21 protein-coding genes and 1 pseudogene are annotated in these 26,484 nt (G+C 73.5%); 16 read left to right on the plus strand and 6 right to left on the minus strand.

What is annotated here, in order from left to right; translation table 11 throughout:
• Positions 1 to 303: 303 nt before the first annotated feature.
• The 5 genes from ACIP60_RS05520 (at position 304) to pip (ending at position 5,789) form a co-directional block, all read left to right on the plus strand.
• The gene (locus tag ACIP60_RS05520) at positions 304 to 606 is read left to right on the plus strand and encodes a DUF3040 domain-containing protein (protein ID WP_400680330.1); all 303 of its coding nucleotides are present in this window, start codon (positions 304 to 306) and stop codon (positions 604 to 606) included.
• 174 nt (positions 607 to 780) lie between these two features.
• The gene (locus tag ACIP60_RS05525) at positions 781 to 1,173 is read left to right on the plus strand and encodes a hypothetical protein (RefSeq protein ID WP_400680332.1); all 393 of its coding nucleotides are present in this window, start codon (positions 781 to 783) and stop codon (positions 1,171 to 1,173) included.
• A 119-nt stretch (positions 1,174 to 1,292) separates the two neighbouring features.
• The gene (locus ACIP60_RS05530; RefSeq protein WP_100834806.1) at positions 1,293 to 1,574 is read left to right on the plus strand and encodes a hypothetical protein; all 282 of its coding nucleotides are present in this window, start codon (positions 1,293 to 1,295) and stop codon (positions 1,572 to 1,574) included.
• Positions 1,575 to 1,887: 313 nt separating this feature from the next.
• Complete coding sequence (locus ACIP60_RS05535; protein ID WP_400680336.1) at positions 1,888 to 4,713, plus strand: discoidin domain-containing protein; 2,826 nt, start codon at positions 1,888 to 1,890, stop codon at positions 4,711 to 4,713.
• 89 nt (positions 4,714 to 4,802) lie between these two features.
• Complete coding sequence (pip, locus tag ACIP60_RS05540) at positions 4,803 to 5,789, plus strand: prolyl aminopeptidase (protein WP_400680338.1); 987 nt, start codon at positions 4,803 to 4,805, stop codon at positions 5,787 to 5,789.
• 108 nt (positions 5,790 to 5,897) lie between these two features.
• On the opposite strand, the gene ACIP60_RS05545 is transcribed toward pip, so the two are convergent.
• On the minus strand, positions 5,898 to 7,592 hold the full coding sequence (locus tag ACIP60_RS05545) for an ABC transporter family substrate-binding protein (RefSeq protein WP_400680341.1): 1,695 nt from the start codon (positions 7,590 to 7,592) through the stop codon (positions 5,898 to 5,900).
• Between the two features lie 363 nt (positions 7,593 to 7,955).
• Here ACIP60_RS05545 and ACIP60_RS05550 point away from each other — a divergent pair, with 363 nt between their 5' ends.
• The 3 genes from ACIP60_RS05550 (at position 7,956) to ACIP60_RS05560 (ending at position 12,161) form a co-directional block, all read left to right on the plus strand.
• Positions 7,956 to 8,939 (plus strand): ABC transporter permease, encoded by a 984-nt coding sequence (locus tag ACIP60_RS05550; RefSeq protein WP_100834802.1) that lies wholly within the window; start codon positions 7,956 to 7,958, stop codon positions 8,937 to 8,939.
• Between the two features lie 142 nt (positions 8,940 to 9,081).
• Positions 9,082 to 10,056 (plus strand): ABC transporter permease, encoded by a 975-nt coding sequence (locus tag ACIP60_RS05555; RefSeq protein ID WP_400680344.1) that lies wholly within the window; start codon positions 9,082 to 9,084, stop codon positions 10,054 to 10,056.
• A gap of 68 nt (positions 10,057 to 10,124) precedes the next feature.
• Positions 10,125 to 12,161: a dipeptide ABC transporter ATP-binding protein gene (locus tag ACIP60_RS05560; RefSeq protein ID WP_400681535.1), complete on the plus strand. Its 2,037-nt coding sequence runs from the start codon at positions 10,125 to 10,127 to the stop codon at positions 12,159 to 12,161.
• Between the two features lie 49 nt (positions 12,162 to 12,210).
• Here ACIP60_RS05560 and ACIP60_RS05565 read toward each other — a convergent pair whose 3' ends face one another.
• A complete protein-coding gene (locus ACIP60_RS05565; protein ID WP_400680345.1) occupies positions 12,211 to 15,444 on the minus strand; it encodes a penicillin acylase family protein in 3,234 nt (1,077 codons plus the stop codon).
• 472 nt (positions 15,445 to 15,916) lie between these two features.
• On the opposite strand from ACIP60_RS05565, the gene ACIP60_RS05570 reads away from it, so the two are divergent.
• On the plus strand, positions 15,917 to 16,264 hold the full coding sequence (locus ACIP60_RS05570; protein WP_100834799.1) for a PRC domain containing protein: 348 nt from the start codon (positions 15,917 to 15,919) through the stop codon (positions 16,262 to 16,264).
• On the opposite strand, the gene ACIP60_RS05575 is transcribed toward ACIP60_RS05570, so the two are convergent.
• Together ACIP60_RS05575 and ACIP60_RS05580 are read right to left on the minus strand one after the other, a co-directional pair.
• Positions 16,246 to 16,845 (minus strand): DNA glycosylase AlkZ-like family protein, encoded by a 600-nt coding sequence (locus tag ACIP60_RS05575; RefSeq protein WP_400680346.1) that lies wholly within the window; start codon positions 16,843 to 16,845, stop codon positions 16,246 to 16,248. The genes ACIP60_RS05570 and ACIP60_RS05575 overlap by 19 nt on opposite strands.
• A 50-nt stretch (positions 16,846 to 16,895) precedes the next feature.
• A pseudogene (locus ACIP60_RS05580) lies at positions 16,896 to 17,255 on the minus strand (DNA glycosylase AlkZ-like family protein); the annotation flags it as partial.
• Between the two features lie 132 nt (positions 17,256 to 17,387).
• Between ACIP60_RS05580 and ACIP60_RS05585 the strand changes: the two are divergent.
• On the plus strand, positions 17,388 to 17,819 hold the full coding sequence (locus tag ACIP60_RS05585; RefSeq protein ID WP_400680348.1) for a hypothetical protein: 432 nt from the start codon (positions 17,388 to 17,390) through the stop codon (positions 17,817 to 17,819).
• A gap of 25 nt (positions 17,820 to 17,844) precedes the next feature.
• Here ACIP60_RS05585 and ACIP60_RS05590 read toward each other — a convergent pair whose 3' ends face one another.
• Positions 17,845 to 18,966, minus strand: coding sequence for an IS630 family transposase (locus ACIP60_RS05590; protein WP_400680349.1), 1,122 nt, complete (start codon positions 18,964 to 18,966; stop codon positions 17,845 to 17,847).
• A 235-nt stretch (positions 18,967 to 19,201) separates the two neighbouring features.
• On the opposite strand from ACIP60_RS05590, the gene ACIP60_RS05595 reads away from it, so the two are divergent.
• The gene (locus ACIP60_RS05595; RefSeq protein ID WP_400680351.1) at positions 19,202 to 20,164 is read left to right on the plus strand and encodes a TerC family protein; all 963 of its coding nucleotides are present in this window, start codon (positions 19,202 to 19,204) and stop codon (positions 20,162 to 20,164) included.
• A 45-nt stretch (positions 20,165 to 20,209) separates the two neighbouring features.
• Here ACIP60_RS05595 and ACIP60_RS05600 read toward each other — a convergent pair whose 3' ends face one another.
• Positions 20,210 to 20,536 carry a putative quinol monooxygenase gene (locus tag ACIP60_RS05600; protein WP_400680353.1) on the minus strand — a complete coding sequence of 109 codons (327 nt, stop codon included), beginning with the start codon at positions 20,534 to 20,536 and terminating at the stop codon, positions 20,210 to 20,212.
• 297 nt (positions 20,537 to 20,833) lie between these two features.
• Between ACIP60_RS05600 and ACIP60_RS05605 the strand changes: the two genes are divergently transcribed.
• From ACIP60_RS05605 to ACIP60_RS05625, 5 genes are all read left to right on the plus strand, one after another.
• The gene (locus tag ACIP60_RS05605; RefSeq protein WP_400680354.1) at positions 20,834 to 21,853 is read left to right on the plus strand and encodes a LacI family DNA-binding transcriptional regulator; all 1,020 of its coding nucleotides are present in this window, start codon (positions 20,834 to 20,836) and stop codon (positions 21,851 to 21,853) included.
• A gap of 130 nt (positions 21,854 to 21,983) precedes the next feature.
• Positions 21,984 to 23,276 carry an extracellular solute-binding protein gene (locus ACIP60_RS05610; protein WP_400680357.1) on the plus strand — a complete coding sequence of 431 codons (1,293 nt, stop codon included), beginning with the start codon at positions 21,984 to 21,986 and terminating at the stop codon, positions 23,274 to 23,276.
• Between the two features lie 63 nt (positions 23,277 to 23,339).
• The gene (locus tag ACIP60_RS05615; protein WP_400680359.1) at positions 23,340 to 24,368 is read left to right on the plus strand and encodes a carbohydrate ABC transporter permease; all 1,029 of its coding nucleotides are present in this window, start codon (positions 23,340 to 23,342) and stop codon (positions 24,366 to 24,368) included.
• Between the two features lie 2 nt (positions 24,369 to 24,370).
• Positions 24,371 to 25,294 carry a carbohydrate ABC transporter permease gene (locus ACIP60_RS05620; RefSeq protein WP_400680361.1) on the plus strand — a complete coding sequence of 308 codons (924 nt, stop codon included), beginning with the start codon at positions 24,371 to 24,373 and terminating at the stop codon, positions 25,292 to 25,294.
• Positions 25,295 to 25,383: 89 nt separating this feature from the next.
• The gene (locus tag ACIP60_RS05625) at positions 25,384 to 26,445 is read left to right on the plus strand and encodes a glycosyl hydrolase family 32 (protein ID WP_400680364.1); all 1,062 of its coding nucleotides are present in this window, start codon (positions 25,384 to 25,386) and stop codon (positions 26,443 to 26,445) included.
• Positions 26,446 to 26,484: the final 39 nt, after the last annotated feature.

Genomic DNA, 26,484 nt, shown 5'->3' on the forward strand with positions numbered 1-26,484 from the left:
TCCGGATGGGTGCGGGGGCGCGGAGCGGCGCGCCGCCGGGTGCGGAGACCCCGGAGACCCCGGCCGCCCCGAAGCCCCGGACGCTCCAGACGCCCCGGCCGCCCCGGGCCGAAACGCTGCACCAGCGCTGCGGGTGGGCACCGACCGCCCGGCGGGACTTTTTCCCGGAAAGGGGTACCCGCGATGGTCGCGGCCCGCCGCACCGAGAGGAGGACGGCGATCCGACCCGCGCGGCGCACCGGCCGCCACCGCCGTGCCCGCCCGACGACACCCGCACCCCCCTCCCCGAGAGGCGGCAGACCCATGGACACCCGACTGACCCCGCAGGAACGCCTCCTGCTCGCGGAGATCGAACAGCACCTGCGCCGGACCGACTCCCGTCTGGACCGCCGGCTCGACCGCCCGCCCGGCCCCGCCGCCCGCCTGGGCCACCGCCCCGTCCTGCTGGTCGCGGTCGTCGCCCTGCTCACCACCGCGACCGCCGTCGGCGCCCTGTGGGCCGGTGCGGGCGGGCCCCACCCCCTCGCCGCCGCCCTGCTCGCCGCCGCGACCGCCCTGCTGGCCGCCCTCGCCCTGCGCCGACTGGCACGGCTGCGCCTCGACTGAGCCCCCCCGCCGACGCCCTCGGTCCCCTCTCGGTCCCCTCTCGGTCCCCCCGCCGGTACCACCGGACGGGCCTTCCGGCGGGGTGCGGCACGCGGTCCGGAGCCGGGTTGCACCCTGGGGTGGAACCGGGTGAACGGGCCGTGTCCCCGTCGGGGGCGGGTAGTTGGACCGGGCGTGACAGAGCCTGCGCATACCAGCCCGCTGCCCGCCGTCCGCCTCCAGTGGACGCTGCTGCAACCCCTGCTGGCCGCCCTCTCGGAGGCCGGTGTCCCGCTCCGACCGGGCGATCTGGACCAGTTGCAGCACGCCGCCGCGATCGGCCCCGAGTTCGCCCACGCCCTGGCCCGGTGGATCCGGGCCGCGCACACCGCCGCCGCCACCGCCCCGCTGCCGGCGGGGGTCCGTACGCTCGCCCCGCGCCCCGAACGGCCCGCTCTCGGCACGTCCACGTCCACGTCCGCCTCCGCCTCCGCGCCCGCCTCCGCGCCCGCCTCCGGGCCCGCGGCCAGGGCCGCGCCCGCGCCGGGGTCCGGGCCCGCCGCCGTCGCGGACCGGCACGCCTCCTGACCGGGCGGTAACGGCCCACGGCGGCCCACAACGGAGCCGGGCCGGGCGGTGGCGGGCCACTCGAACGTCGCGGACCGCGTAACCGTCGTGGGCCGTGGCCCGTTGAACGGAGCATGCCCGTGATCAACGAACCGCGCCGCCCGCAGGGCGGGCACCCCATGGCGACGCCCCCGCGCGTCCCCGAACCGGCGGAACCCCACGACCGGCCCTCCGGCCCCCCGACGATCGGGCACCAGGCCGCCGCCCAGCTGCTCGGCCTGCGCGAGATCGTCCTCCCCGCCGCCGTGGTCGCCGCCGCCGACCTGCTGCTGGGCGACGCCCTCGGCAGCGACGACCCCGTCACCCGGGAGGCCGCCGCGGCCACCCGGGGACGGCTGCGCGCCGCCCTCGGCCTGGGGTAGCGGCGGGCGGCGGCCGCCCGGGCCGACCACCGGGACGGCGCCGCCGCCCCCGCCCCGCCCCTGGCCCGTCGACACCCGTCGACCCCGTCCCGTCGCGGCCCCACGGGCCCGCCCTCCGTCCCGCCCGAGTCCCTGACTGCGGTGTGCGCGAGTGGAGTTGGGATTTTGCGCGATCCGGTGCAGGCATTGCGGATTCATGTCAACGAGGTTACGTTCGCTGCTGCCCCGCCCGCGCTCCACCGCTCCCCGCTCCTCGCTCAGCGCGCCCGCGCCTCCGCGGAGCGCGCCTCGCGCACGCCCAGGAAGGGACTCGATGAGACGACCTCTGCCCGGCGCCGGTCCGCGCGCCCGGACCGCCCTGCTCGCCACCACCGCGCTGCTGGCCGCCGCGCTCGCCGCACCCGCGGCCGCCACCGTCGCCACCGCGGCGGACACCCGCGGCGCGGCGGGCGCCCGAGCCGCGGACGCCGGAACCGCCGGCGCCACCCTCCCGTTCGCCCCGTGGGAGGCCGAGGCGGGCACGCCCACCGGCGGCGCGGCCGTCGTCGCGCTGACCGCCGCGCCGACCACGCCGTACTCCAGCGCCGCGCTGGAGGCGTCCGGGCACGCGTACGTGCACCTGGCCGCCACCGGGCAGGGCGTGCGCTGGACCAACGGCACCGGCGGGCCGGTCAGCGCGATCAACGTGCGCGAGAGCATCCCGGACTCCGCCACCGGCGGCGGCACCACCGCGACCCTGAACCTGTACGTGGACGGGGTGTTCCGCCAGGCGCTGAACCTGAACTCCCGGCAGAGCTGGTTCTACGAGGGCGGCGACGGCCACTACAACGGCAGCAACCAGAACGCCGCCGACGGCGACCCGCGGGACTTCTTCGACGAGGCGCACACCTTCGTCACCGGCGCGCCGATCGCCCCCGGCAGCACCGTCGAACTGCGCAAGGACGCCGCCAACACCGCCGCGTACTACGACATCGACGTGCTGGACGCGGAGAACCCGCCGCCGCCCGCCGCCCGGCCCGCCGGATCGCTGTCGATCACCGACTGCGGGGCCGTCGCGAGCACCGCCCCGACCAACGGCTCGGCCGCGCCCGACGCCGTCGACTCCACGGCCGCGATCCAGTCCTGCATCGACCAGGCGCAGGCCCAACAGCGCACGCTGTGGATCCCGCCCGGCACCTTCTACCTGCGCGGCACCACCGGCCTGACCGCCCGGGACATCACCATCGTCGGCGCCGGCCAGTGGTACTCGACGGTCTACCGCGACATCCCGCTGCCCAACCGCACCCCGCTGGCCGCCCTGTTCAACCTCACCTCCACCCACGTCCAGGGCTTCCACCTGGACTCCAACTCCACCAGCCGGGAGATGGTCGACGGCGGCGGCGGGGCGATGGACACCACCGGCACCAACTGGAGCGCCGACGGCATCTGGAGCCAGCACGTCGAGTCCGGCTACTGGGCCTCGGGCACCGGCGGCAGCGTCCGCAACGCCCGGGTCACCGCGGTCTGGGCCGACGGCATCAACGTCAACAACGTCTCGCTCGGCAACTCGGTGGGCAGCGACATCACCGCCGACAACAACTTCGTCCGCGGCACCGGCGACGACGGCATGGCCGTCAACTCGGTGAACTACAACACCGACGGCAACGGCAACCGGACGTACTACACGCCGATGGCCCGGATCACCATGACGCACAACACCATCGTCGCCCCCTGGGGCGGCAAGGGCATCGGCGTCTACGGCGGCAGCGGCCACCTGATCGAGCACAACCTGGTCTCCGACACCGCCCGCTACATCGGCCTCGGCGCGGGCCGCTTCGGCGTCAACGGCAGCGACCTGCTCGGCGCCACCCTGAACGCCAACACCGTGGTCCGCTCCGGCGGCAACGGCTACGGCCAGGGCCAGCCCGCGCTGCACGTCGGCAACGGCGGCGACGGCCAGAACACCGGTGTGGTCGACCACGTCACCGTCACCGGCAACACCGTGCTGAACGCGCTGTACGACGGCGTCGGCCTCTCCGCGTCCACCAACACCCTGATGCGCGGCAACACCGTCACCGCGCCCGGCCGCAACGGCTTCGTGGTCGCCCCGCCGTTCTACCCGGCGCCCACCGGCTCGGCCACCCTCACCGACAACACCGTCACCGGCCTGAGCGCCGCCGGAGCCACCGCGTACCGCAACAACTCGCCGGCCTTCACCGTCACCGCGAGCGGCAACAGCTGGGGCAGCGGCACCGGCAACCCCGAAGCCCCGTACGGCGGTTCGCCCGCCGCGATCCCCGGCACCGTGCAGGCCGAGGACTACGACACCGGCGGCCCCGGCACCGGCTACTTCGTCAACACCGTCAACGGCACCGCCAACGGCTACCGGGCCGACGGCGTCGACCTGGAGGCCGTCACCGACACCGGCGGCGGCTACGGCCTCGGCTGGACCTCGGGCGGCCAGTGGCAGCGCTACACCGTGGACGTCGCCACCGCCGGGACGTACACCGTCACCCTGCGGTACGCCGCGCCCGCCGCCGTCACCGGCGCCCTGCACCTGGCGAACGGCACCGGGGCCGACCTGACCGGCGCCGTCACCCTGCCCGCCACCGGCGACTGGCAGACCTGGGGCGACGCCACCGCCCGCCTCACCCTGCCCGCCGGACGCCAGGTGCTCACCCTGGTCCAGGACACCGGCGGCTGGAACCTCAACCACCTGCGCTTCGCCGGCACCTCCACCCCGCCCGCCACCGACCTGGCGGCCGGTCGGCCCACCGCCGAGTCCTCGCACGCCGACGTCTACGGCTCCGGCAACCTCACCGACGGCAACCGGAACAGCTACTGGGAGAGCGCCAACAACGCCCTCCCGCAGTGGGCCCAGGTCGACCTCGGCACCGCCCGGCAGGTCTCCCGCGCGGTGCTCCGGCTGCCCGCCGGCTGGGGCGCCCGCACCCAGACCCTCACCCTGCTCGGCTCCACCGACGGCACCGCCTTCACCCCGCTGAAGTCCTCCGCCGCCTACCTCTTCGACCCGGCGGCCGACAACACCGTCACCCTGGCCTTCCCCGCCGCCCAGGTCCGCTACGTCCGGGTCCAGGTCACCGGCAACACCGGCTGGCCCGCCGGGCAGCTCTCCGAACTCCAGCTCTGGCAGCAGTAGGCACGGCGCGGACCGTCACCCCCGGCGGCCCGCCGGGGGTGACGGTTATTCAGTTGCCGCACGGAGGAAGCAGATTAGGATCGTCCGTCATGCCTCCGACCCCCCTGGACGACCTCCTCCACCCGCCGACCGTCCCCTACGACCGCGGGTTCCTCGACACCGGCGACGGCAACCGGATCTACTACGAGCAGCTCGGCAACCCCGCCGGCAAGCCCGCCCTGTACGTGCACGGCGGGCCCGGCGCGGGCACGCCGGACCGGCCCACCCGGGCGTGGGACCCGGCGCGCTACCGGGTGGTCCGCTACGACCAGCGCAACTGCGGGCGCAGCACCCCGCACGCGAGCGACCCGGCGGCGGACATGGCGCTGAACACCACGCAGCACCTGATCGACGACATGGAGCGGCTGCGCGCGCACCTCGGCATCGAGCGCTGGCTGCTGGACGGCGCCTCCTGGGGCTCGACGCTGATCCTGGCGTACGCGCAGCAGCACCCGGAGCGGGTCAGCGAGATCGTCCTCCAGGCGGTGACCACCACCCGCCGGGCCGAGACCGACTGGCTCTACCACGGGGTGTCCGCCTTCAAGCCCGAGGCGTGGGACCGCTTCCTGGCCGCCGTCCCCGAGCACGCCTGGGACGGCGACGTGTACGCCCTGCTGGCCGCCTACGCGCGGCGGACGGAGCACCCCGACCGGGCGGTCCGGGCCGCCGCCGCCGACGCCTGGCTGGCCTGGGAGGACGCGGTGATCTCGGACGAGCCCCATGGCATCCCCGGCATGTACAGCGCCCGGGCGGCGGACGACCGGATCGCGTTCGTCCGGATCTGCGCGCACTTCTTCAGCAACGGCGCCTGGCTGGCGGAGGACCAACTGCTGCGCGAGGCAGGGAAGTTGGCCGGCATCCCGGGCGTGCTGGTGCACGGCAGGTACGACCTGGGCTGCCCGGTGCGGACGGCCTGGGAGCTGGCGAAGGCGTGGCCGGACGCCCGGCTGCACGTCTTCGACGACTCCGGGCACGTCGGCGGCGAGGCGATGCGGCGGACGGTGTTCGAGGCCCTGGAGGAGTTCAAGGACCGCTGAGCCGGGGCCGCTGAACCGGGCCGCCGAGTCGAGGCCGGCGGGCCGGGGCCGGCGGTCCGGTGTCGGCGGCCCGGTGCCGCCCGGGGCGGGGGCACCGGACCGGGCGGGCTACTTCTGCCAGCCGACCGAGGTGATCACGGTGCTGGCCAGGCTGCCGGCGCCGTAGTTGGCCAGGCCCTTGCGGACGGCGACGATGCTGGGGCGCTGGTAGAGCTCCAGGGTGTGGCCGAGCTCCCAGATCTTCGCGTCGGCCTGGTTGTACAACTCGTCGGCCTGCGCCGGGTCGAGGGTGGCGGCGGCCTTGCGCAGCAGGCCGTCGATCTCGGGGGTGCTGAGCTTCGAGTAGTTGCCGAACACGTTGTCGCCCTGCGGAGCACGGTAGATCGCCACCGTCTGGGAGAGCGGGAAGGAGTCGGTGTTGCGCCAGCTGGCCAGGTCGAACTTGCCCAGGTTGATGTACTTGGTGAAGTACTCCTTGCTGGAGACCTTGTCGAGGGTCAGCTTGACGCCGACCTGCTGGAGCATGTTCTGCACGGCGGTGGCCAGGTCGGTCTGGGCCTGGGTGGAGCCGTCGCTCAGCACGTAGTGCAGTTCCAGCGGCTGCCCGTCCTTGCTGCGGGTGCCGCCCGCGTCCTTCCAGCCGGCCTCGTCCAGCCACTTCTTCGCGGTGGCCGGGTCGTAGGAGGCCCAGTCCCCGGCGTTGTTCCGGTAGCCGTTCTGGTTGGTCATGAACAGGTGGTTGTCGAGCGGCTTGAACTCCACCGGGACGCCCTTGTTGGCGATCTTGATCAGCGAGGCGCGGTCGATCGCCCGGCCGAGCGCCTGGCGGACCTTCTGGTCGGCGAGCGGGCCGTTGCCGCCGAAGGAGATGTGCACCTCGTCCCAGGGGGTGCCGGTGCGGATCGCCGCGCCGGCGGCGTCCTTGAGCTGGCCGTACGCGGTGGCGGTGCCCGCGGAGGCGAGGTCGACCTCGTTGTTCAGGAACGCCTGGGTGATCGCGGCGGCGTCCAGCACCCGGTAGGTGATCCGGTCCAGCTTGGGCTTCGGGCCCCACCAGTGCGGGTTGGGGGTGAGCGTGATGGTCTGCGCGGTCTTGTCGGCGTTCGAGACCACGAACGGGCCGCCGAAGACCGGGACCTTCTCCACCCAGCCGTCGTTGAAGTCCTGCGGGGTGGAGATCCCGGAGGCGGGCAGCAGCGGGTTGAACAGGTTCTGCCAGTCGGCGTACGGCTGGGCGAAGGTGACCTTGACCTCCCCGGCGTCCGCGCCCTGCTCGACGGCGGAGATCTGCTCGTAGCCGGAGGAGTCGGCGAGGTTGTACGCCGGGTCCTTGCCGTTGGACGCCTTCCAGACGGCCTCGAAGTCGCGGTAGCCGATCGGGGTGCCGTCGGACCAGACCGCCTTCGGGTTGAGCTTGTACGTCACCACCTGCGGCGAGGTGGAGGTGACCTCGGCGGAGACCAGGTACGAGGGGTCGGGGTGGTAGACGCCCTTGGCGTCGACCTGGAAGAGCTTGGCCTCGGTGTAGTACATGATCTCCACCGCGTCCCCGTACCTGCCGTCGACCTGGTACGGGTTCCACTGGGTGATCCACTGCTGGAGCGGCAGGCGCAGCTCGCCGCCGTCCTTGATGTTGTCCAGCGGCTGCGGGTTGTCGTCCTCGGCGTCCACGGTGGGGGAGACGGTCTTGGCCACGTCGCCCGTCGACCCGCCGGTGGAGCTGCAGGCGGTCGCGGCGAGGAGGGCGGCGAGGGCCGCCGCGGCGGTGCGGCCGATCCGGCGGGTGGCGGGCGGTGTGCGCATCGGGGGAGTCCTCGGGTTTCGAAGAGTGGGGGGCCGCCAGGTGTGGCGGCACTTGATGGTGGGCAGCCAAGTCGGTGCCGACGGGGCGAACGTAACAGCCCGTCAGCCACCCCACCAGGGGTGGGCGTGCAGAACTGATCGAAGTGAAACGCGGGGCAACACTGTGGCAACACGCCGTCCGTACCCGTCTGATCAGCTGTGACCAGCGGGTTCCCCGGACCGGGTGGACCCGTCGGCGCGGCGGGCCCTGGACGGACCGTCCGGCGTGGCGTACAACTGCTGCCCGAAAGTGCGTCAAAACCCGTACTAGCGAAGGCAAATGACCATGTTCCCCAGGTGTGCGAACCACACCGGAGGCAGGCCGTGACGCGATACCTCGCCCAACGGCTCGGCTACTACGCCGCCCTGCTGACCGCGGCGGTGTTCCTGTCGTACGCCCTCACCGCCACCGCACTCGGCCCCCGCGCCTACTTCGAGGCCAAGCAGCCCCGGCCCTCCGCCGCGTCCGTGGACCGGCAGCTCACCGCGCTCAACCTCAACGAGCGCACCCCCGTGGTCCAGCGCTTCGGCACCTGGGCCGACGGCCTGCTGCACGGTGACCTCGGCCGCACCATCCACGGCACCGCCGTCAACGACGAGTTCGGCCGCCGGATCTGGGTCTCGCTCCGGCTGCTGCTGGTCGGCAGCCTGCTCGGCATGCTGCTCGGCGTCGCCGCCGGGGCCTGGAGCGCGGTGCGCCAGTACCGGCTCTCCGACCGGCTGCTGACCGTGCTCTCCTTCGTGCTGCTCTCCACACCCGTCTTCCTGCTCGCCCTGCTGCTCAAGAACGGCGCCATCGCCGCCAAGGACGCCGCCGGACACGACGTCATCCCGTTCACCGGCTACGAGACGCCCAACCTGGCCGGCGGCCTCGGCACCCACCTCGCCGACTGGGGGCTGCACCTGCTGCTGCCCACCCTCTCGCTCGCCCTCGGCGGCCTGGCCACCTACAGCCGCTACCAGCGCGCCACCATGCTCGACGTCCTCGGCGCGGACTACCTGCGCACCGCCGAGGCCAAGGGGCTCACCCGCGGCCGGGCCCTGCTCAAGCACGGCCTGCGCACCGCGATCATCCCGATGACCACGATGTTCGCCTACGCCTTCCTCGGCCTGTTCACCGGCGCCGCCTTCACCGAGACCATCTTCGGCTGGCACGGCATGGGGGAGTGGTTCATCCAGGCCGTCAACGAGCAGGACGTCAACTCGGTCGTCGCCGTCAACCTGTTCGCCGCCGTGGTCGTCCTCGCCGCCGGCTTCCTCGCCGACGCCCTGCACGCCGCGCTCGACCCCCGGGTGAGGGCCGCATGAACACCGAACTCGCCTCTCCCGCCGACCGGTCGGCGGACGCACCCCGGTCGGCGGCGGTACCCCGGTCGACGGCCGCGTCCCGGTTGACGCCCGCACCCCGGCTGGCGGCCGCGTTCGCCGCGTCCGCTCGGGCGGTGGCGGGATGAGCGCCGAACTCGTCCTCGCCGCCGAGCAGCCGTCCTCCGCCGAGGCGTTCGCGCCGCGCGGCCGGGTGCGGTTGGCCGCCGCCCGGCTGGCCGGCTCGCGCGGGGCGGTGGCCGGGGCGGTCGTGCTGGTGCTGCTGTTCCTGCTGGCCTTCGTCGGGCCCTACCTCACGCCCTGGGACTACGCCGCGCCCGACTACGCCAACCTGCGCCAACCCCCGTCCGCTGCGCACTGGTTCGGCACCAACGGGCTCGGTCAGGACGTGTTCGCGCAGACCGTCCGGGGCCTGCAGAAGTCGCTGGTGATCGGGCTGCTGGTGGCGGTGCTCTCCACCGGCCTGGCCTCGCTGGTCGGGGCCTGCGCCGGGTACTTCGGCGGCTGGACCGACCGGGTGCTGACCTTCCTGGTCGACCTGCTGCTGATCTTCCCGGCCTTCCTGGTGATCGCCGTGCTCTCGCCCCGGCTGCGCGGCAGCGGCTGGATCGCCTTCGTGCTGCTGCTCGCCGTGTTCAACTGGATGATCACCGCCCGGGTGGTCCGCTCGATGACCCGCTCGCTGCGCGAGCGCGAATTCGTCGCCGCCGCACGGTACATGGGCGTCGGGCCGTTCCGGATCATCTGGCGGCACGTGCTGCCGAACGTCTCCTCGTTCCTGATCATCGACGCCACCGTGACCGTCGGCGGCGCCGTGATGAGCGAGGCCGCGCTCTCCTACTTCGGCTTCGGCGTCCGCCCGCCCGACGTCTCGCTCGGCACCCTGCTGGCCGCCGGCGCGGGCGACGCCCCCGTCTTCCCCTGGCTGTTCTACTTCGCCGCCGGACTGCTGGTGCTGTTCGTGCTCGCCGTCAACCTGGTCGGCGACGGCCTGCGCGACGCCCTCGACCCGACGGCCGCCGCCGGACGCCGCCGCCCCGCCCGGCGACCCCGCCGCCGCCGTCCGACCACCACCCCCTCGCGCCGGAGCACCCCGTGACCACCCCGCCAGCCACGCCGCCGACCGCCCCGCCAGCCACGCCGCCGACCGCCCCGCCGACCACGCCGCTGCTCACCGTCCGCGACCTCACCGTCGACTTCGACGGCCGCCCGGTGGTCCGCGGCGTCGACCTCGACCTGCACCGGGGCGAGACGCTCGGCCTGGTCGGCGAGTCCGGCTCCGGCAAGTCCGTCACCGCGCTCGCCGTGCTCGGCCTGCTGCCCGCCACGGCCCGCACCGGCGGCTCGGTCCGGCTGGACGGCCGCGAACTGGTCGGCCTGCCCGCCCGGCAGCTCGCCGAGGTCCGCGGCCGCCGGATCGCCATGGTCTTCCAGGACCCGCTGTCCGCCTTCACTCCGGTCTACCGGATCGGTGACCAGATCGCCGAAGCCGTCCGGATCCACCAGGACCTCGGCCGGACCGCCGCCCGCAAGCGCGCCGCTGACCTGCTCGACCTGGTCGGCATCCCCGACCCGACCCGCGCCCTGGACGCCTTCCCGCACGAGTTCTCCGGCGGCATGCGCCAACGCGCCATGATCGCCATGGCGGTGGCCAACGACCCCGACGTGCTGCTCGCCGACGAACCCACCACCGCCCTCGACGTCACCATCCAGGCCCAGGTCCTCGACGTGCTGCGCACCGCCCAGCGGGAGAGCGGCGCCGCCCTGGTCCTGGTCAGCCACGACCTCGGGGTGATCGCCGGCAGCGCCGACCGGGTCGCCGTCATGTACGCCGGACGGATCGTCGAGACCGCCCCCGTCGACGAGCTGTACGCCGCCCCCCGGCACCCCTACACGCTCGGCCTGATCGGCGCCGTCCCCCGGCTCGACGGCCGCGGCGGACCACTCGTCCCGATCCCCGGCTCCCCGCCCGCCGCCGGTGAACTCACCGGCCCCGGCTGCGCGTTCGCCGACCGCTGCCCGCTGGTCGAGGAGCGCTGCCGCACCGCGCAGCCGCCGCTCACCGGCACCGGCCGGCCCCCGTCGGCCCACCTCGCCGCCTGCGTCCGCGCCGACCACCTCGCCGCCGCCCGGCCCGCCCCCGCCGAGGTCTACCCCGTCCCGGAGCTGCCGCCCGCCGCCACCGTCCCCCGCCCGCGCGCCGAACGCGAGCCCGTCCTCGCCGTCCACGGCCTCACCCGCAGCTTCCCCCGCCACCGCGGCGGCCTGCTGCGCCGCCGGGCCGGCGAGGTGCACGCCGTCGACGGCGTCGACCTCGACATCCGGCGGGGCGAGACGCTCGGCCTGGTCGGCGAGTCCGGCTCCGGCAAGTCCACCACCCTGTACGAGATCCTCCGGCTGGCCGCCCCGCAGGGCGGCCGGATCGAACTCCTCGGCCAGGACACCGCCACCCTCGACCGGGCCGCGGTCCGGCGGTTGCGCTCCCGGGTCCAGATCGTCTTCCAGGACCCGGCCGCCTCCCTCGACCCCCGGATGCCGGTCGGCGACGTGCTCGCCGAACCGCTGCTCGCCCAGCGCACCCCCACCGCGGAGGCCCGCCGCCGCGTCCCCGAGCTGCTGCGCCAGGTCGGCCTCGACCCCGCGCACGCCGACCGCTACCCGCACGAGTTCTCCGGCGGCCAGCGCCAGCGGATCTCCATCGCCCGCGCCCTCGCCGTCCGCCCCGACCTGCTGGTCCTGGACGAACCGGTCTCCGCCCTCGACGTCTCCGTCCAGGCCGGGGTGCTCAACCTGCTCCAGCGGCTGAAGGCCGAACTCGGCCTCGCCTACCTGTTCGTCTCGCACGACCTGTCGGTGGTGCGCCACCTCGCCGACCGGGTCGCCGTCATGTACCTCGGCCGCACCGTCGAGACCGGCACCGCCGAACGCGTCTTCACCCACCCCCGCCACCCCTACACCCGGGCCCTGCTCGCCGCCGTCCCGCTCCCCGACCCGCCCGCCGAACGCGCCCGCCCCCGCCGCCTGCTGGCCGGCGACCCGCCCTCACCCGCCGAACGCCACCTCGGCTGCCCCTTCCGCACCCGCTGCCCCGTCCACCCCACCCTCGCCCCCGCCCAGCGCGACCGCTGCGCCACCGAACCGCCGCGCCCCGTCCCGGCAGCCCCCGGCACCGACCACACCGCCGCCTGCCACTACCCGGACTGAACGCGCGCCGGGCCCCGGACGGCGTCCGTCCGGGGCCCGACGCGGCGGGTCACTTCCCGTACACGCCGACCTCGTTGAGCGAGTAGCGGTTGTCGGTGCCGCGGGCCAGCAGCACCACCCGGACGTGCCGGGCGTCCACCGGGGTGAAGGAGCGGTTCTCCAGGCCGCCGCGGTCGGTGGTGGTGGAGTACACGGTGCGCCAGGCGGCGCCGTCGGTGGAGACGTCGATCCGGTAGGAGGTGGCGTACTGGTCGGACCAGTCCAGCACCACCCGGCCGACCTTGCGGACCGCGCCCAGGTCGACGTTCAGCCAGGCGGTGGCCACCGTCTTGGACGCCCAGCGGGTGCCGGGGTTGCCGTCCACGGCCTGCTTGGGCGGGTAGGAGACGACGATCGCGTCCTGGTAGTCGGAGGCGGTCGCGGTCGCGCCGCGGGCCAGGTTGGTCAGGTCGTCGGTGCGCCGGGCCGGGAACTCCACCACCTGCTGGTAGGTGGGCCGGTTCTGCCAGGCGATCCGCGGCACGGTGATGCCGCCCATCGCCCGGTGCACGATCGAGTCGGCGCACAGCTGGTCGCCCGCCGCGCAGTACTTGTCGGCCGGGTAGGTGGTGGCGGCGGGGGTCGCCACCGCCTGGGCGAGCGTGGTCAGCAGCACCTGCCGGCAGGCGCCGAGCGTGCCGCCGCCGCAGTACGCCCGGTCCAGCGGGCCGGTCACGGACCGGCCGAGCACCGTGCGCAGGTCCTTGTCGACGTACGACCACCAGCCGTGCTGGAACGCCGAGCCCTTGTGCGCCTCGCCCGCCGCGATGTCGCTGCCGCCGGACGTCCCGCCCAACTGCCCGCCCGAGGGCGTCTCGTTGATCGGCGCGACGGCCGTCAGCGCCCGCCACGGCCCGTCGCCCAGGCCGGGCCGGAACTCGCCCTCCACCAGCAGCGGCCACCAGGCGTCCAGCACCCGGATCGCCTCCGCGTCGGTGTACACGCCCGCGCCCTTGCTCGCCTCCCGGCGGTGCGAGCCGCCCGCCGCCCAGGCCCGCAGCTCGGCGACCGCGGCCGCCGCCGCCGGGTCGGTGACCGGCGCGGAGTCCAGCACCGCGAGCAGCTCGGGCAGCACCCGCTCGGCCCGCAGGTCGACGTTGGCGGCGTCCTCCATCGCCTTGACCAGGTCGGTGCGGGTGACGCCGCCGCGCTGCGTCAGCGCCTTCACCCGGGAGTCCAGCAGGTCGGCCCGGTGCACCGCGCCGTTGCCCCAGGCCGAGGTGAAGCCCGGGGCCTGCTTGTTGTTCCAACTGACGTAGTAGTCCTGGTCGGTGGACTGGGCGTGCCGGGCGGGCGGCTCGACCGCGGAGGTGTTCGCGGTCCGGTCCCAGCCCTGCCAGAGGTAGGCGGACCGCGCCAGGATCGGCAGGTCCGGGTCGGTGCCGGGCGCGCGCAGCGGCTCGGCGCCGGAGTTGTAGTACGCGGTGTGGTCGGCGTCCGCGTAGAACCAGTTGAAGGTGTAGCCGATGTCCTGCGCGGCGCGCTGGAACGCCGCCGCCGAGGTGATCGCCGCCGGGTCGTTGAACTGCTGGAAGCCGATCACCGAGTCCGCCTCGTGCCGGTAGGTGGAGCGCAGCGCGGTGTACGCCACCGGCCGCCCGCCGACCGTCCCGGTGTGGGTGACCAGCCCGTACGCCGAGCGCAGCGTCACCAGGTCGTAGGAGCCCGCCGCGGTGGAGTCCGCGGTGCTCGGCTGCCAGGCGTTGTGCCGGGTCAGCCGCTCGAACGGGGTGCACGTCCCGTCCAGCAGGTAGCCGGTGGAGGCGGTGCTCGGGGTGCCGCCGCCCGGCTCGCACAGGTCGACCGCGAAGGTGTCGGTGATGTCCTGGTTGGCGGAGGTCGCGCTCCACGAGTAGTCCAGGCCGCGGCCGATCTCCACGTAGAAGCTCAGCCCCGGGAAGGACGCGCCCCGGCTGCGCAGGCCGGGCCCGTCCAGCTCCTGCACCATCAGGATCTGCGGCGCGTAGTAGCCGGTCTGCGGGCCGAAGACCGCGATCGGGTGCCCGGAGGCGGTGTGCGCGCCGGACACCAGCAGGGCGTTCGACATGCCCTTCTTCGCGGTGATCAGGTCGGCGGGCAGCACGCCCTCGGCGCTGGACGCGGCGGTGGTGGGTGCGGCGGCGGTGGACGCGGCGGTGGGTGCGGCCGAACTCGCCCCGGTGCCCGTGCCGTTGGCGGCGTGCGGCAGCTCGGTCACCGACCCCGGGTCGGGCAGCGCGGTGCCCACCGGCGCGGCGGGCGAGGCCGCGTACGGGAAGCTGCTGCCGTCGTGCACGGTGGGCGTCGCCTCCGGGTCGTCCTCGGCCCGCCAGGCCGCGTACGCCCGGTCACCCGCCTCGGTGCCGAGCTGCTGGCGGAAGGCGAGCCGGGCCAGCGCGTTGCCGACCTCGCCGCCCCCGCCGCCGCCGAAGATCGCCCCGATCACCGAGGAGATCGCCACCACGTCGGTGGCCGTGAACGGCTCGATGGTCGAACCGTGGCCGGTCAGCACGTACTCGCCCGGGTAGGTGTTCGCGGCGACGTCGGCCGCCGCGAAGGCGTTCAGGCCCGCCACGTAGTCCTGGATGTCCTGCCAGGCCTGCGCCCCGCGCGGGCCGGCCGCCTTCACCCGGTCCACCTGCTGCTGGAGGTCCGCCTCGGTGTACGGGGCCACCGCCCACAGGCTCTGCTCCAGCGCCCGGTTGCCCGCCGCGCCGCCCGCGAACGAGGACAGCTGCCCGCGCCCCACGTGCCGCAGCACGTCGATCAGCCACAGCCGGTCCTGCCCGGCCGCGTAGCCCGCGCCGAACTCGGTGTCCGAGCGGGTCACGCCCTTCACGTGCGGCGTGCCGGTCGCCTTGTCCCGGGTGATGGTCACCCCGGCGCGCGGCGTGGTGGTGCTCTCCACCTGCCCGGCGGGCACCCCGAACGAGGCGTCGTCGAAGTAGCTCGACAGCTGGTCGGGCGTCAGGCCGCTGTAGTCGTGCAGCAGCGCGTCGTACGCGTCGACCTGGTCGGCGGAGTGCGCCGGACGGGTCCCCACGGTCTGGTGCAGCAGGATCCCGGCCAGCGTGGCGTGGCCGTTCTCGCCCGCCGTCAGGATGTCCTGGCACTGCCCCAGGCACGGGTCCCCGGCGGCGGGGGCGGGCCCGGCGGCGGCCCCGGCGGCCGGCTGGGCGGTGAGCGCGCCGAACAGCAGCGCGGCGGAGGTGAGCACGGCGAGGGCCGCCGAACGCAGTCGGCGGGGAACGGGGGCAGCGGGCACCTGGGCCTCTTCCTGACAGCGGGTATCGGAATCCGGGCGCACGCTAGTCCGCGCGGTGACCCCCCGGTAGGGGTCCCGCGCGCCCCGCCACGGAACTGTCATCCACCTGTCATGAACGCGAGTTGACGCCCCGTCGGCACACCCGGAAACGCGCACCCGCGACCGACGCCCGAAACCCCGCGCACCGGCCGGCTCGCCCGCCTCGAACCCGCCGAGACCGCCGTCCCCGCCGCCACCCGTCCCGCCGCCACCGGCCCCGCCGCCACCCGCCCCACCGCCGTCCCCGCCGCCCCCCGCCCCGCCGCCGGTCCCGCCGACGCCGCCGTCCCCCGCCCCGCCGCCGGTCCCGCCGACGCCGCCGTCCCCCGTCGCGCGTAAGCCGCCAAATCCGCCGAAAAGCCGCGCATGCCCGCCCGGAAACCGGGCAGCCGAACCGGCAGAACGACGAACTCCCCTCACCAAGGAGGCAGTTGTGAGCAACGGCATGTGGGGCTACGAGAAGGCGGAGGGCTACAACCCGGGCGTCGATCTGACCGGCTTCCGGGTCGAGGCCGCCGACGGCCACATCGGCAAGGTCGACAAGCACTCCTACGAGGCCGAGGACGGCCACATCGTCGTCGACACCGGCCCGTGGATCTTCGGCCGCAGCGTCCTCCTCCCGGCGGGCACCATCCGCCGCATCGACGAGGAGGCCCGCACCGTCTGGGTGGGCAGCACCAAGGACGAGATCAAGAACGCCCCCGAGTACCACCACGAGTCGCACGCCCTGGACCCCGAGTACCGCCGCACCGTCGGCGGCTACTACAACACCGGTCTCTGACGGCCCGCCACGAGCGCCACCGCACCCCGTCGGCGGACGGGGTGCGGTGGCCACCGGCGCGCCCGGACCGCAGGGCGCATCTGACGCGCCGTCACTCCGCCGCGAACGCCACCCGCCACTCCGGCCCGAGGAAGGCGGCCAGCCGTTCGGCCTCCGCCGTCACCGCCCGGGCCCGGGAGGCGGGGAGCGGGGCGAACGGGAGAGATCCGCAGCTCCGCTCCCGCGACCGCCCAGGTGCCCGCGACGGAGCCGTCCAGCAGGAAGGTCGGGCGGACCAGGGCCCGGCCCGGCATCACCAGGGGGCGGTGGGCGTCGGCGACCACCCGGGTCCGGTCGGCGTGCCCGAGCAGCAGGTTGTCGTAGGCGGGCAGGAAGCGCACCGGGACGGGCCGCTCCGGGTCGGCGAGCGGCGCGTCCGGCAGGTCGAACAGCTCGGTGCCCCGCTCGTCGCGGTACACCCGCAGCCCGGGCCGCAGCGCCTCGAACGCCGCGCGGGTCCGGGTCGGCCCGGACCAGTTCTGGAAGTCCCGCACCCCCGCCGGCCCGAACGCGGCCAGGTGGCGCAGCACCGCCGCGGCCACCGGCAGCTCGCCGGCCGGCTCCCCGGCGAGCGCCAGGGCGACGTTCGGACGGGTGCCCCAGGACCCCAGGCGGAGGACTCCGGCCCGTGCGCCATCGGCACCCGCAGCTCCGCCACGCCCGCCGGCAGCCGCCCGTCCCGCCCCGGACGGCACTGCGCCAGCGCCTGCCCGAGGGCCCGCCGGGGGAGGGGCCCGGCGGCCAGCAACTCCCTTGCCGCCAGGGCGATCCCGTCCGGGTCGAGGCCCTCCGTCGCCACCGCGAAGCACCGGGCCCGGGAGAGGCGCTCCAGCACCGGCCGGAGCAGCGTCCGCCACTGCGGCAGGTCCGCCCCGCCGGACAGGTGCCGGGTGCCGCGCAGCGACAGGGAGCGCACCAGCCGCCCGTCCGCGAGCAGCGGCCCCAGGTCCACCCGCCCGGGTTCTCCCGTCGAATGGCTCGCCTACCGCCACGCTACTGTTCTGACCGAGAACGTTCACCGGGGTGCAGCCAAGCCGAGTACGGTGATCGTCGGTGCCAGCGACGGTGTTCGGAGGGGCCCCACGTGGCCGAGATTTACGTGCCGGGACCTGAACCGGACTGGGAGGAAGCTCCGTCGTATCAGGGCGGGAAGCGCAACCCTGCGTTCCAGCAGAGCGTATGGGAGTTCGCCGCGAGCTCGTTTCGAGTGGTGGCAGGACTGCAGCCGCCGTTGAAAACGCTCGCGGCGCGACTGCGGCTGACGCTCGAACGGGGCTGGGAAGACCTGGGCTACGTGGATGTCGCCATGTTCCGCATCGGGGAAACGGACTTCGCCCTCAGCGAGCTCGAAGGAGCACCTGCCCGATACACCTTCGTCTTCGTGAGGCGCTCGGTGGAGGACGTGGAAGTGGCGCTGGACACCCTGCTCGGTGCTCTGGGCATCGGCCGCGAGGCGCTGGCGTTCCGTGGCAGCGTGGAAACGGGCTTCGACAACTGCAACGGCTGGCCCAGGTAAGAGGGCGGCCGTCCGGATTCGCCGCTCACGCAGCTTCGGACAGTGGCCTCCCTCCCCATTGGAGGCCCTTCTCGCTGCGGATGCGGGCGCGTTCCTTGCGTTGGGCGGCCAGGACGTCGGGGTGGCGAGCGTTGGCGTTGTGCCAGCGCAGGTAGGCGTGCAGCGCGCGGGTCTGGACCGTGTGGTTCGGATGGTTCGAGTTGGCGAGGGTGAACTGCCGCAAGGGCCCGAAGTGCGCCTCGATCGGGTTGGCCCAGGAGGTGTTGGTCGGGGTGAAGCAGAGGTGGACGTTGTTGTTCTTCGCCCAGCGGAGGATCTTCTTGCCGTTGTGGGCGGAGAGGTTGTCCAGGATCACGTAGACCGGGGCACCGTCCGGGCGGGCGGCCCGGATCGATCTGAGCGCGGCCAGGGTGTTCACAGTCCCCTTGCGGCGCCTGTTCAGGCCCAACAGTGTGTCGTCGCCGATCGAGTAGCAGCCGTGGAAGTAGGTCACGCCATGGGTGCGCTTGTAGGTCGCGGGCAGCCGCTCGGGCCCGCCCTGTTCGGCCCAGCAACTGCCCGCGGTGGGGCGGATGCCGAGCGGGCCGAACTCGTCGAACGCGAAGATGCGGTCCGGGAAGCGTTTCAGGACGTGCTCGATCCGGTCGAGCTTGGCGTCGTAGTCGGGGTCGGTGGACTGCTTCCACGTCTTGGTGTGCTGGAAGGTGATGCCGCGTCGGGCGGGCAGGCAGCGCAGGGCCTCGCGGCCGATGCGGATCACTCGACCGTGGACTCGGCGCGGGTAGGCGAGGAGTTTGCGGATGGACCAGCGGGTGAAGGGCTGGCCGAGCTTGGCCGGGCGGGTGGTGGCCGTCTGGACGACGAAGTCCTCGTCGTCAGTGCTGAGGAGGCGGGGACGGCCTCCCGCCCATCGAGGGTCCAGGCAGGCCAGGCCGATCTCGTTGAACCGGTGGATCACATCCCGCACGGTGTCCTCGTCCGCCTGTACGAGCTGGGCGATGACCGGGACCCGGTTGCCGCCGGCCGAGGCCAGCAGCATCATCGCCCGCCGGTAACGCACCGAGCTGGTGCTGCCCCGACGCACGATCCGCTGTAACTGCTGTCCTTCCTGGTCCGTGAGCCTGCGGACCCTGACCGGCTCTGCCACCGCACCCCTTCCGGGCTGAACGTCTCCCGACATCCAACCGGCCGAAGGCCTGCCAGCGCCAACCCGGCGGACCTATGCGGTCACAGCACTACGGACCGCACCGGCCACTTCCCGTCCGCAGTTCCCGCCCCCGGTCCCCACCCGCCCTCCGTCCGGGGCGTCCGGGTGTGTCGTGCGGGCGGGGCGGTTCCGGCCGGTCAGGATGGTGCTTTCGACGGGACCTCGAGGAGCAGCCTTGGACGTGTCCGCGGGTCTGTGGGCCGGCACCATCGCGGTGCTGATCGCCCTGATCGTGGCCGACTTCTTCATCGGGGGGCGCAAGCCGCACGAGGTCTCGATCAAGGAGGCCGGGGTCTGGACCGCCGTGTGGGTGGTGCTGGCGGGGCTGTTCGGCTGCTTCGTGTGGGGGTACGCCGGGTCGCGGTCGGCGGTGGAGTTCTTCGCCGGGTACGTCACGGAGAAGTCGCTGAGCGTCGACAACCTGTTCGTGTTCATCCTGATCATGGGCAAGTTCGCGGTGCCGAGGATCTACCAGCAGTGGGTGCTGATGTTCGGGGTGGTGGTCGCCCTGGTGCTGCGGGCGGTCTTCATCGCGGGCGGCGCGGCGCTGGTCGAGCGGTTCTCCTGGGTGTTCTACCTGTTCGGCGCGTTCCTGGTCTGGACGGCCGTCAAGCTGCTGCTGGAGGCCGGGCAGGACAAGGAGGCGGAGGAGTACCACGAGGGGCGGCTGCTGCGGCTGATCAAGAGGCGCGTCCCGTCCACGGACGAGTACCACGGCACCAGGCTGTTCGTCCGGGTGGACGGCCGTCGGCTGATGACCCCGATGATGACCGTCATGCTGGCGATCGGCACCACCGACGTGCTGTTCGCCCTGGACTCCATCCCGGCGATCTTCGGCCTGACCCAGGACGCCTACATCGTCTTCACCGCCAACGCCTTCGCGCTGATGGGCCTGCGCCAGCTGTACTTCCTGATCGGCGGCCTGCTGACCAGGCTGGTCTACCTGTCCTACGGGCTGTCGGTGATCCTCGGCTTCATCGGCGTCAAGCTGATCCTGCACGCGCTGCACGAGAGCGGCGTGCACGTCCCGGAGATCGGCATCGCGTTCTCGCTGGGCTTCATCGTGGTGGTGCTGGTCGTCACCACCGCGGCCAGCCTGCTGGCCTCCCGCCGACGGGACCGGGCGGCCGGCGCCTGACCGCTCGTCGGACACCGCCCGCCCGGCCGCCCGGCGGCGACGGGCTCAACCGCGCGGGCTGAGTTCCGCCATCGCGCTCCAGCCGCTGCCGGGAACCTCCACGTTGATGATCTCCGGGGTCCGGGCGATCGAGTCCGGCATCCAGGCCATCGCGGTCTTGAAGTGCTCCGACTCGACGTGCCGGGCACCCGCCTCGCCGTCCCGGAACGCCTCCAGCAGCACGTACTGGTGCGGGTCGTCGACGCTGCGGGACCACTCGAAGAAGACGTTGCCCTCCTCGGCGCGGGTGGCGGAGGTGAACTCCCCGACCCGCTCGGTCCAGTCCGCGCTGTGCTCGGGCCGGATGGTGAACTTCACAGCGATGAAGATCACGGCTGCTCCTCTGGTGTCTGGTACGCACACGGACACGTGTGCCGGCACCCGCCACCCTCCCAGATCCGCGCACCCCCCGCCGCCACCGCCCCCGCGCGCGCCGCCCCCGCGCGCGCCCACCGCCCGCCGCGCACCGCCCCCGCGCTCCGGCGCAGGTCCGGCCCGCATTGCGGTGAGGTAACGCTGCCGCGGCCACCCCTTGACCGGGTAACGGCGTGATTGCATACTCGCTTCCCGGCGGTTAATCGATTAAACAGAGCGGGGAGCGAGGTGGGAGCGGCGATGACGCGGGTGCGGATGTCCGATGTCGCCGCCGCGGCGGGCGTGTCGACGGCGACGGTGTCGATGGTGCTCAGCGGGGCGGGCAGCGACCGCATCTCGGCCCTGACCCAGGCGAAGGTCCGGGAGGCGGCCGAGGCGATCGGCTACGCGCCCAACTCGGTGGCCCGGAGCCTGCGCACCCGGCGCACCCGGATGATCGGCCTGATCTCGGACACCATCGCCACCACCCCGTTCGCCGGCCGGATGCTCGCGGGAGCGAACGACGCGGCCCGGGAGCACGGCCACCTGGTGGTGCTGGTGGACACCGACGGCGACCGGGCGCAGGAGCGGCAGGCGGTCGAGGCGCTGACCGGACAGCGGGTCGACGCGATGATCTACGCCCGGATGTGGCACCAGGTCGTCGACGCCCCGCCCGGCCTCGCCGAGGGCAGCGTCTTCCTGGACTGCCGCCCCGCGCAGGGGAGTTGGCCGGCCGTGGTGCCGGACGACCGGGAGGGCGGGGTGGCGGCGACCCGGGAGCTGGTGGCCGCCGGGCACCGTCGGATCGCCTACCTCGACGCCCCGCGGGGCGCGGGCGTGGTCGCCTCGGGGCTGCGGCACCAGGGCTACCTGCAGGTGCTGGCCGAAGCGGGCATCACCCCCGACCCCGCCCTGCACGTGCACGGCGAGACCGACGCCGGGGGCGGCCGGGCCGCCGCCGCGGAACTCCTCGACCTGCCGGCCGGGACCGGGCCGACCGCGCTGTTCTGCTTCAACGACCGGATGGCGATGGGGGCGTACACCGAGGCCCACCGCCGAGGTCTGCACATCCCGGACGACCTGTCGATCGTCGGCTACGACGACCAGCAGCTGATCGCCGCCGAACTCGACCCGCCGCTGACCACCGTCGCCCTGCCGCACTACGAGATGGGGCGCTGGGCGATGGAGGTGGCGCTGGGGGAGCGGGAGGCCGACCCGGCTGCCCCGCACCGGATGGAGTGCCCGATCATCCGTCGGGGCTCCGTGGGTCCGCCGCCGCCTTCGCGGGCGAGCTGAGAACGGCGGCGAACTCCTCGCAGTACACGGCAGTTGGCGCTGCCGATCTTCTGGAGCAACCACACGGCAGTTGGCGCTGCCGTCCACTCGGGTGCCGACTTGGCGGTCGGCCCCCGGAAAGGGACCACCTGTGCGCAATCCCCTCGCGATGGTAGCAGCGGCGAGCCTGCTCGGTACGGTCGCGCTCACCGGCTGTGCCAAGGCCAGCCACGACGGCACGTCCTCCGACGGCGGCCCGACGCGGATCACCATGTGGACCCACTCGGCGGGCAACCCCGGCGAGCTGGCCGTCTACAAGAAGATCATCGACGACTTCAACGCCTCGCAGAGCAGGTACGAGGTCGTCCAGCAGAACTTCCCGCAGGGCTCGTACAACGACGCGGTCACCGCGGCCGCCGCCGCCCGCAACCTGCCCTGCCTGATCGACATGGACGGCCCGATCATGCCCAACTGGGCCTGGGCCGGCTACCTCCAGCCGCTCGGCCTGCCCACCGGCCTGACCGACTCGCTGCTGCCCACCACCGTCGGCACCTACCGGGGCACGGTCTACTCGGCCGGCTACTGGGACGCCGCGCTGGCACTCTTCGCCCGGAAGTCGGTGCTGGAGAAGAACGGGATCCGCATCCCGACCGTCGAACAGCCTTGGAACCGCACCGAGTTCGACGCCGCGATCGGCAAGCTCAAGGACTCCGGCTACCGGACCCCGCTCGACCTGGGCGCCGCCGACAAGGGCGAATGGTGGAGCTACGCCTACTCGCCGATGCTGCAGAGCGCCGGCGGCGACGAGATCGACCGCACCGGCCTGAAGTCCGCCGCCGGCGCCCTCGACGGGCCGGACTCGGTGGCGTTCTTCACCTGGTTCCAGCAGGTCTTCAAGAACGGCTGGGCCAACGGCAACGGTCCGGTCGGCAACCAGAACTTCATCGACGACAAGGTCGCGCTCAGCTACACCGGCGTGTGGAACGCCAAGGACGCGTTCGACAAGGTCGGCTCCGACCTGCTGATCCTCCCGCCGGTGGACTTCGGCAAGGGGCCGAAGATCGGCGGCGGCTCCTGGCAGTGGGGCATCTCGACCGGCTGCGGCAAGGCCCAGTCCGAAGGCGCCCGCGCCTACCTGGAGTTCAGCTTCCAGGACAAGTACCTCACCGAGTTCGCGGACAGCCAGGTCGTCATCCCCGCCACCGCCGGCGCCACCGCGGCCTCCACGTACTTCGGCCAGGACGGCGCGCTGCGCCAGTTCGCCGTCCTGTCGCAGAAGTTCGCCCTGGCCCGGCCCGCCACCCCCGGCTACCCGGTGGTCTCCACCAGCTTCGAGAAGGCCGCCAAGGACATCATGAACGGCGCCGACGTCAAGTCGACCCTGGACGCCGCCGTGAAGGCGATCGACAGCGACATCAAGTCGAACAACGGCTACGGCAACTGACGCAGCGGCGAGCGGTGGCCGGGCGGCGCGCACGCCGCCCGGCCACCGGAAAGGCGTGACCCCATGACGGAGACCCTCCGCCTCGACACCCCGGCCGACCCCGGCCGCAACGACCCGCCACCCGCCGCCGGCGCCCCCGCGGGCACCGCGGCCCCGGGCACCCCGGCCGCCAGCACCCCCGCCGCCCCCGCGCCGCGGTGCAAGCGGCCCGGCGCCGCCCGCCGCGGCGAGGCCAGGGCGGGCCTGGCAATGGCCTCGCCCGCCGTGATCCTGTTGCTGGCCTTCCTGATCGTGCCGGTCCTGCTCGGCTTCGCGCTGTCCTTCACCAACGCGCGACTGATCTCCCCCGAACCGCTGCGCTTCGTCGGCCTCGACAACTTCGTCCGCGCGTTCACCGTCGACCCCACCTTCTTCCGGTCCATGGCCAACACCTTCGTCTTCGCGGCGGTGGTGGTGCCGGTGCAGGCCGGGTTCGGGCTGTTCCTGGCGCTGCTGGTCAACCAGAAGATCCGCGGCGTCACCGCGTTCCGGGTGATCTTCTTCATCCCGGTCGTGACCTCGATCGTCGTGGTCTCGATCCTGTGGAAGTTCATGTACCAGCCGGACGGCCTGGTGAACTCCTTCATCAACTCGATCACCTTCGGCGCCTGGCAGGGCACCGCCTGGCTGAACAACCCGAGCACCGCGCTGTTCGCGATCATCGTGCTGTCGGTCTGGCAGGCCGTCGGCTTCCACATGCTGATCTGGCTGTCCGGCCTGCAGACCATCCCGGAGGAGCTCTACGAGGCCGCCCGGATGGACGGCGCGGGCGCCTGGCGGCAGTTCAAGGACGTGACCTGGCCGTGCCTGCGCCCGACCAGGATCTTCGTCCTGATCACCATCACCATCGCCGCGCTCGGCCTGTTCGTGCAGATCGACGTGATGACCCAGGGCGGCCCGGTCGACGCGACCTCGACGCTGGTCTACCACGCGGTGCTCACCGGCTACCGCCAGCAGCAGATCGGGTACGGCTCCGCCCTGTCGCTGATCTTCTTCGTGATCGTGCTCGCCATCGCGCTGATCCAGCGCCACCTCACCCGCGACAAGGACTGACCGTGGCCCAGACCGTACGCGCGCCGCGGGCGCGCACCGAGACGAGCGAACGACAGCTGCGCCGGCGCCGCCGGACGTGGTCCTACCTGGTGCTGGTCGGCCTCGCGGTGTTCTTCCTGTTCCCGCTGGTGTTCATGTTCGTCTCCAGCCTCAAACCGGACGGGCAACTGCTCTCCGACATCGGCGGCTGGCGGGCCTTCCTCCCGGTCGGCGACATCAGCCTGGACAACTACGGGGCCGTCTTCGACCGGGTGCCGGTCGGCCGGTTCCTGCTGAACTCGCTGTTCGTGACGGTGGCGATCGTCGGCCTGGGACTGGTCGTCAACTCGATGGCCGGCTTCGCCCTCTCCCGCCTGCGCTGGCGCGGCCGGGGGCTGGTGACCAGCGTCGTCATCGCCACCCTGATCGTCCCGTTCGAGACGATCGCGGTGCCCCTGGTGTACTGGGTCGCGCACCTGCCGATCCTGTTCCTCCAGGACGGCGCCGTGGTGTGGGACACCGGCTGGCTCAACGGCTACCAGGTGCAGATCATCCCGTTCGTCGCGAACTCCTTCTCCGTCTTCCTGTTCAGCCAGTACTTCTCCACCATCCCGACCTCGCTCGACGAGGCCGCCCGGATCGACGGCGCCGGCTGGTTCACCATCTACCGCAAGATCGTCGTGCCGCTGTCCGGCCCGGCGTTCGCCACCGTGGCGATCCTGACCTTCCTGCCCGCCTGGAACCAGTACCTGTGGCCGACCATGGTGGTCCAGGACGAGAAGCTGCGCCCCGTCATGGTCGGCATGCAGTACTTCTTCCAGGACAACCCGGCCTGGGGCGAGGTCATGGCGTACACGTCGATGATCACGCTGCCGGTGCTGGTGGTCTTCCTCGCCTTCCAGCGCGCCTTCGTCAGCAGCGTCGCCGCGAGCGGCGTCAAGGGCTGACCCCCCGCCCTCCCCGTACCCCCGCCGACCCCGCCGACCCCGCCGCCCGCCGCGGCCGGGGGTCCGCGCGGCCTGCCCGAAAGGCCGACATGTTCACGCTGCCCGACTCCTGGGTCTGGGACTTCTGGTGCGCCGACGACGGCGAACAGCACCACCTGTTCTTCCTCTACGCCTCCCGCGCCCTGCACGACCCCGAGGCCCGCCACTACCGTGCCTCCATCGGCCACGCGGTCTCCACCGACCTGCGGAACTGGACCCGCGTCCCCGACGCCCTGGTCCGCGCCGACGCCCCCGCCTTCGACGACCTCGCCACCTGGACCGGCTCGGTGGTCCGGCACCCCGACGGCACCTGGTTCCTCTTCTACACCGGCTCCACCCGCGCCGCCGACGGCAAGAACGTCCAGCGCATCGGCTACGCCACCTCCACCGACCTGACCACCTGGCACAAGGCCGGCGCCAACCCGGTGCTGAGCGCCGACCCCGCCTGGTACGAGACGCTCGACACCGGCCAGTGGCACGACGAGGCGTTCCGCGACCCCTGGGTGTTCCCCGACCCCGACGGCGACGGCTGGCACATGCTGATCACCGCCCGGGCCACCACCGGCCCCGCCTTCGAACGCGGCGTGATCGGCCACGCCGTCTCCGCCGACCTGCGGAACTGGCGGCTGCGGCCCCCGCTGTCCGCCCCCGCCGCGCACGGCTTCGGCCAACTGGAGGTCACCCAGACCGAGATCGTCGACGGCAAGCCCCTGCTGCTCTTCTCCTGCCTCGCCGAGCACGCCTCCGACAGCCGCCGCGCCACCGGCACCCGCGGCGGCATCTGGGCCGCCCCCGCGCAGGGACTGCTCGGCCCGTTCGACATCGGCGCCGCGCGGCAGGTCACCGACGACCGCTACTACAGCGGCAAGCTGGTCCGCCGCCGCGACGGGTCCTGGGTCCTGCTGGGCTTCCACCACACCGGCCCCGACGGCGGCTTCGCCGGCGGGGTGAGCGACCCGATGCCGGTCTCCTGGGACGGCCGCCGACTGACCGTCGAGGGACTGCCCGACCCTGCGGAACCCGACCCCGCGGAACCCGGCCCCGCTCAACTCGAAGCCGCCGGGCCCGAAGCCGCCGGACGTCGGCCCGCCGAGGCCGCGTCGGTCTGCTGAGGTCGCGCCAACCGGTCGCGCCGACCGGCCGCGCCGAAC

It is taken from the genome of Kitasatospora sp. NPDC088783 (genome assembly GCF_044750705.1).
Lineage (GTDB): Bacteria > Actinomycetota > Actinomycetes > Streptomycetales > Streptomycetaceae > Kitasatospora > Kitasatospora fiedleri.

Bases quoted from the DNA above. Each gene is read 5' to 3' on its own strand.
- ACIP60_RS05520 (WP_400680330.1), top strand. From the start codon at position 304: ATGGACACCCGACTGACCCCGCAGGAACGCCTCCTGCTCGCGGAGATC.
- ACIP60_RS05535 (WP_400680336.1), top strand. From the start codon at position 1,888: ATGAGACGACCTCTGCCCGGCGCCGGTCCGCGCGCCCGGACCGCCCTG.
- pip (WP_400680338.1), top strand. From the start codon at position 4,803: ATGCCTCCGACCCCCCTGGACGACCTCCTCCACCCGCCGACCGTCCCC.
- ACIP60_RS05545 (WP_400680341.1), bottom strand. From the start codon at position 7,592: ATGCGCACACCGCCCGCCACCCGCCGGATCGGCCGCACCGCCGCGGCG.
- ACIP60_RS05555 (WP_400680344.1), top strand. From the start codon at position 9,082: ATGAGCGCCGAACTCGTCCTCGCCGCCGAGCAGCCGTCCTCCGCCGAG.
- ACIP60_RS05605 (WP_400680354.1), top strand. From the start codon at position 20,834: ATGTCCGATGTCGCCGCCGCGGCGGGCGTGTCGACGGCGACGGTGTCG.
- ACIP60_RS05615 (WP_400680359.1), top strand. From the start codon at position 23,340: ATGACGGAGACCCTCCGCCTCGACACCCCGGCCGACCCCGGCCGCAAC.
- ACIP60_RS05625 (WP_400680364.1), top strand. From the start codon at position 25,384: ATGTTCACGCTGCCCGACTCCTGGGTCTGGGACTTCTGGTGCGCCGAC.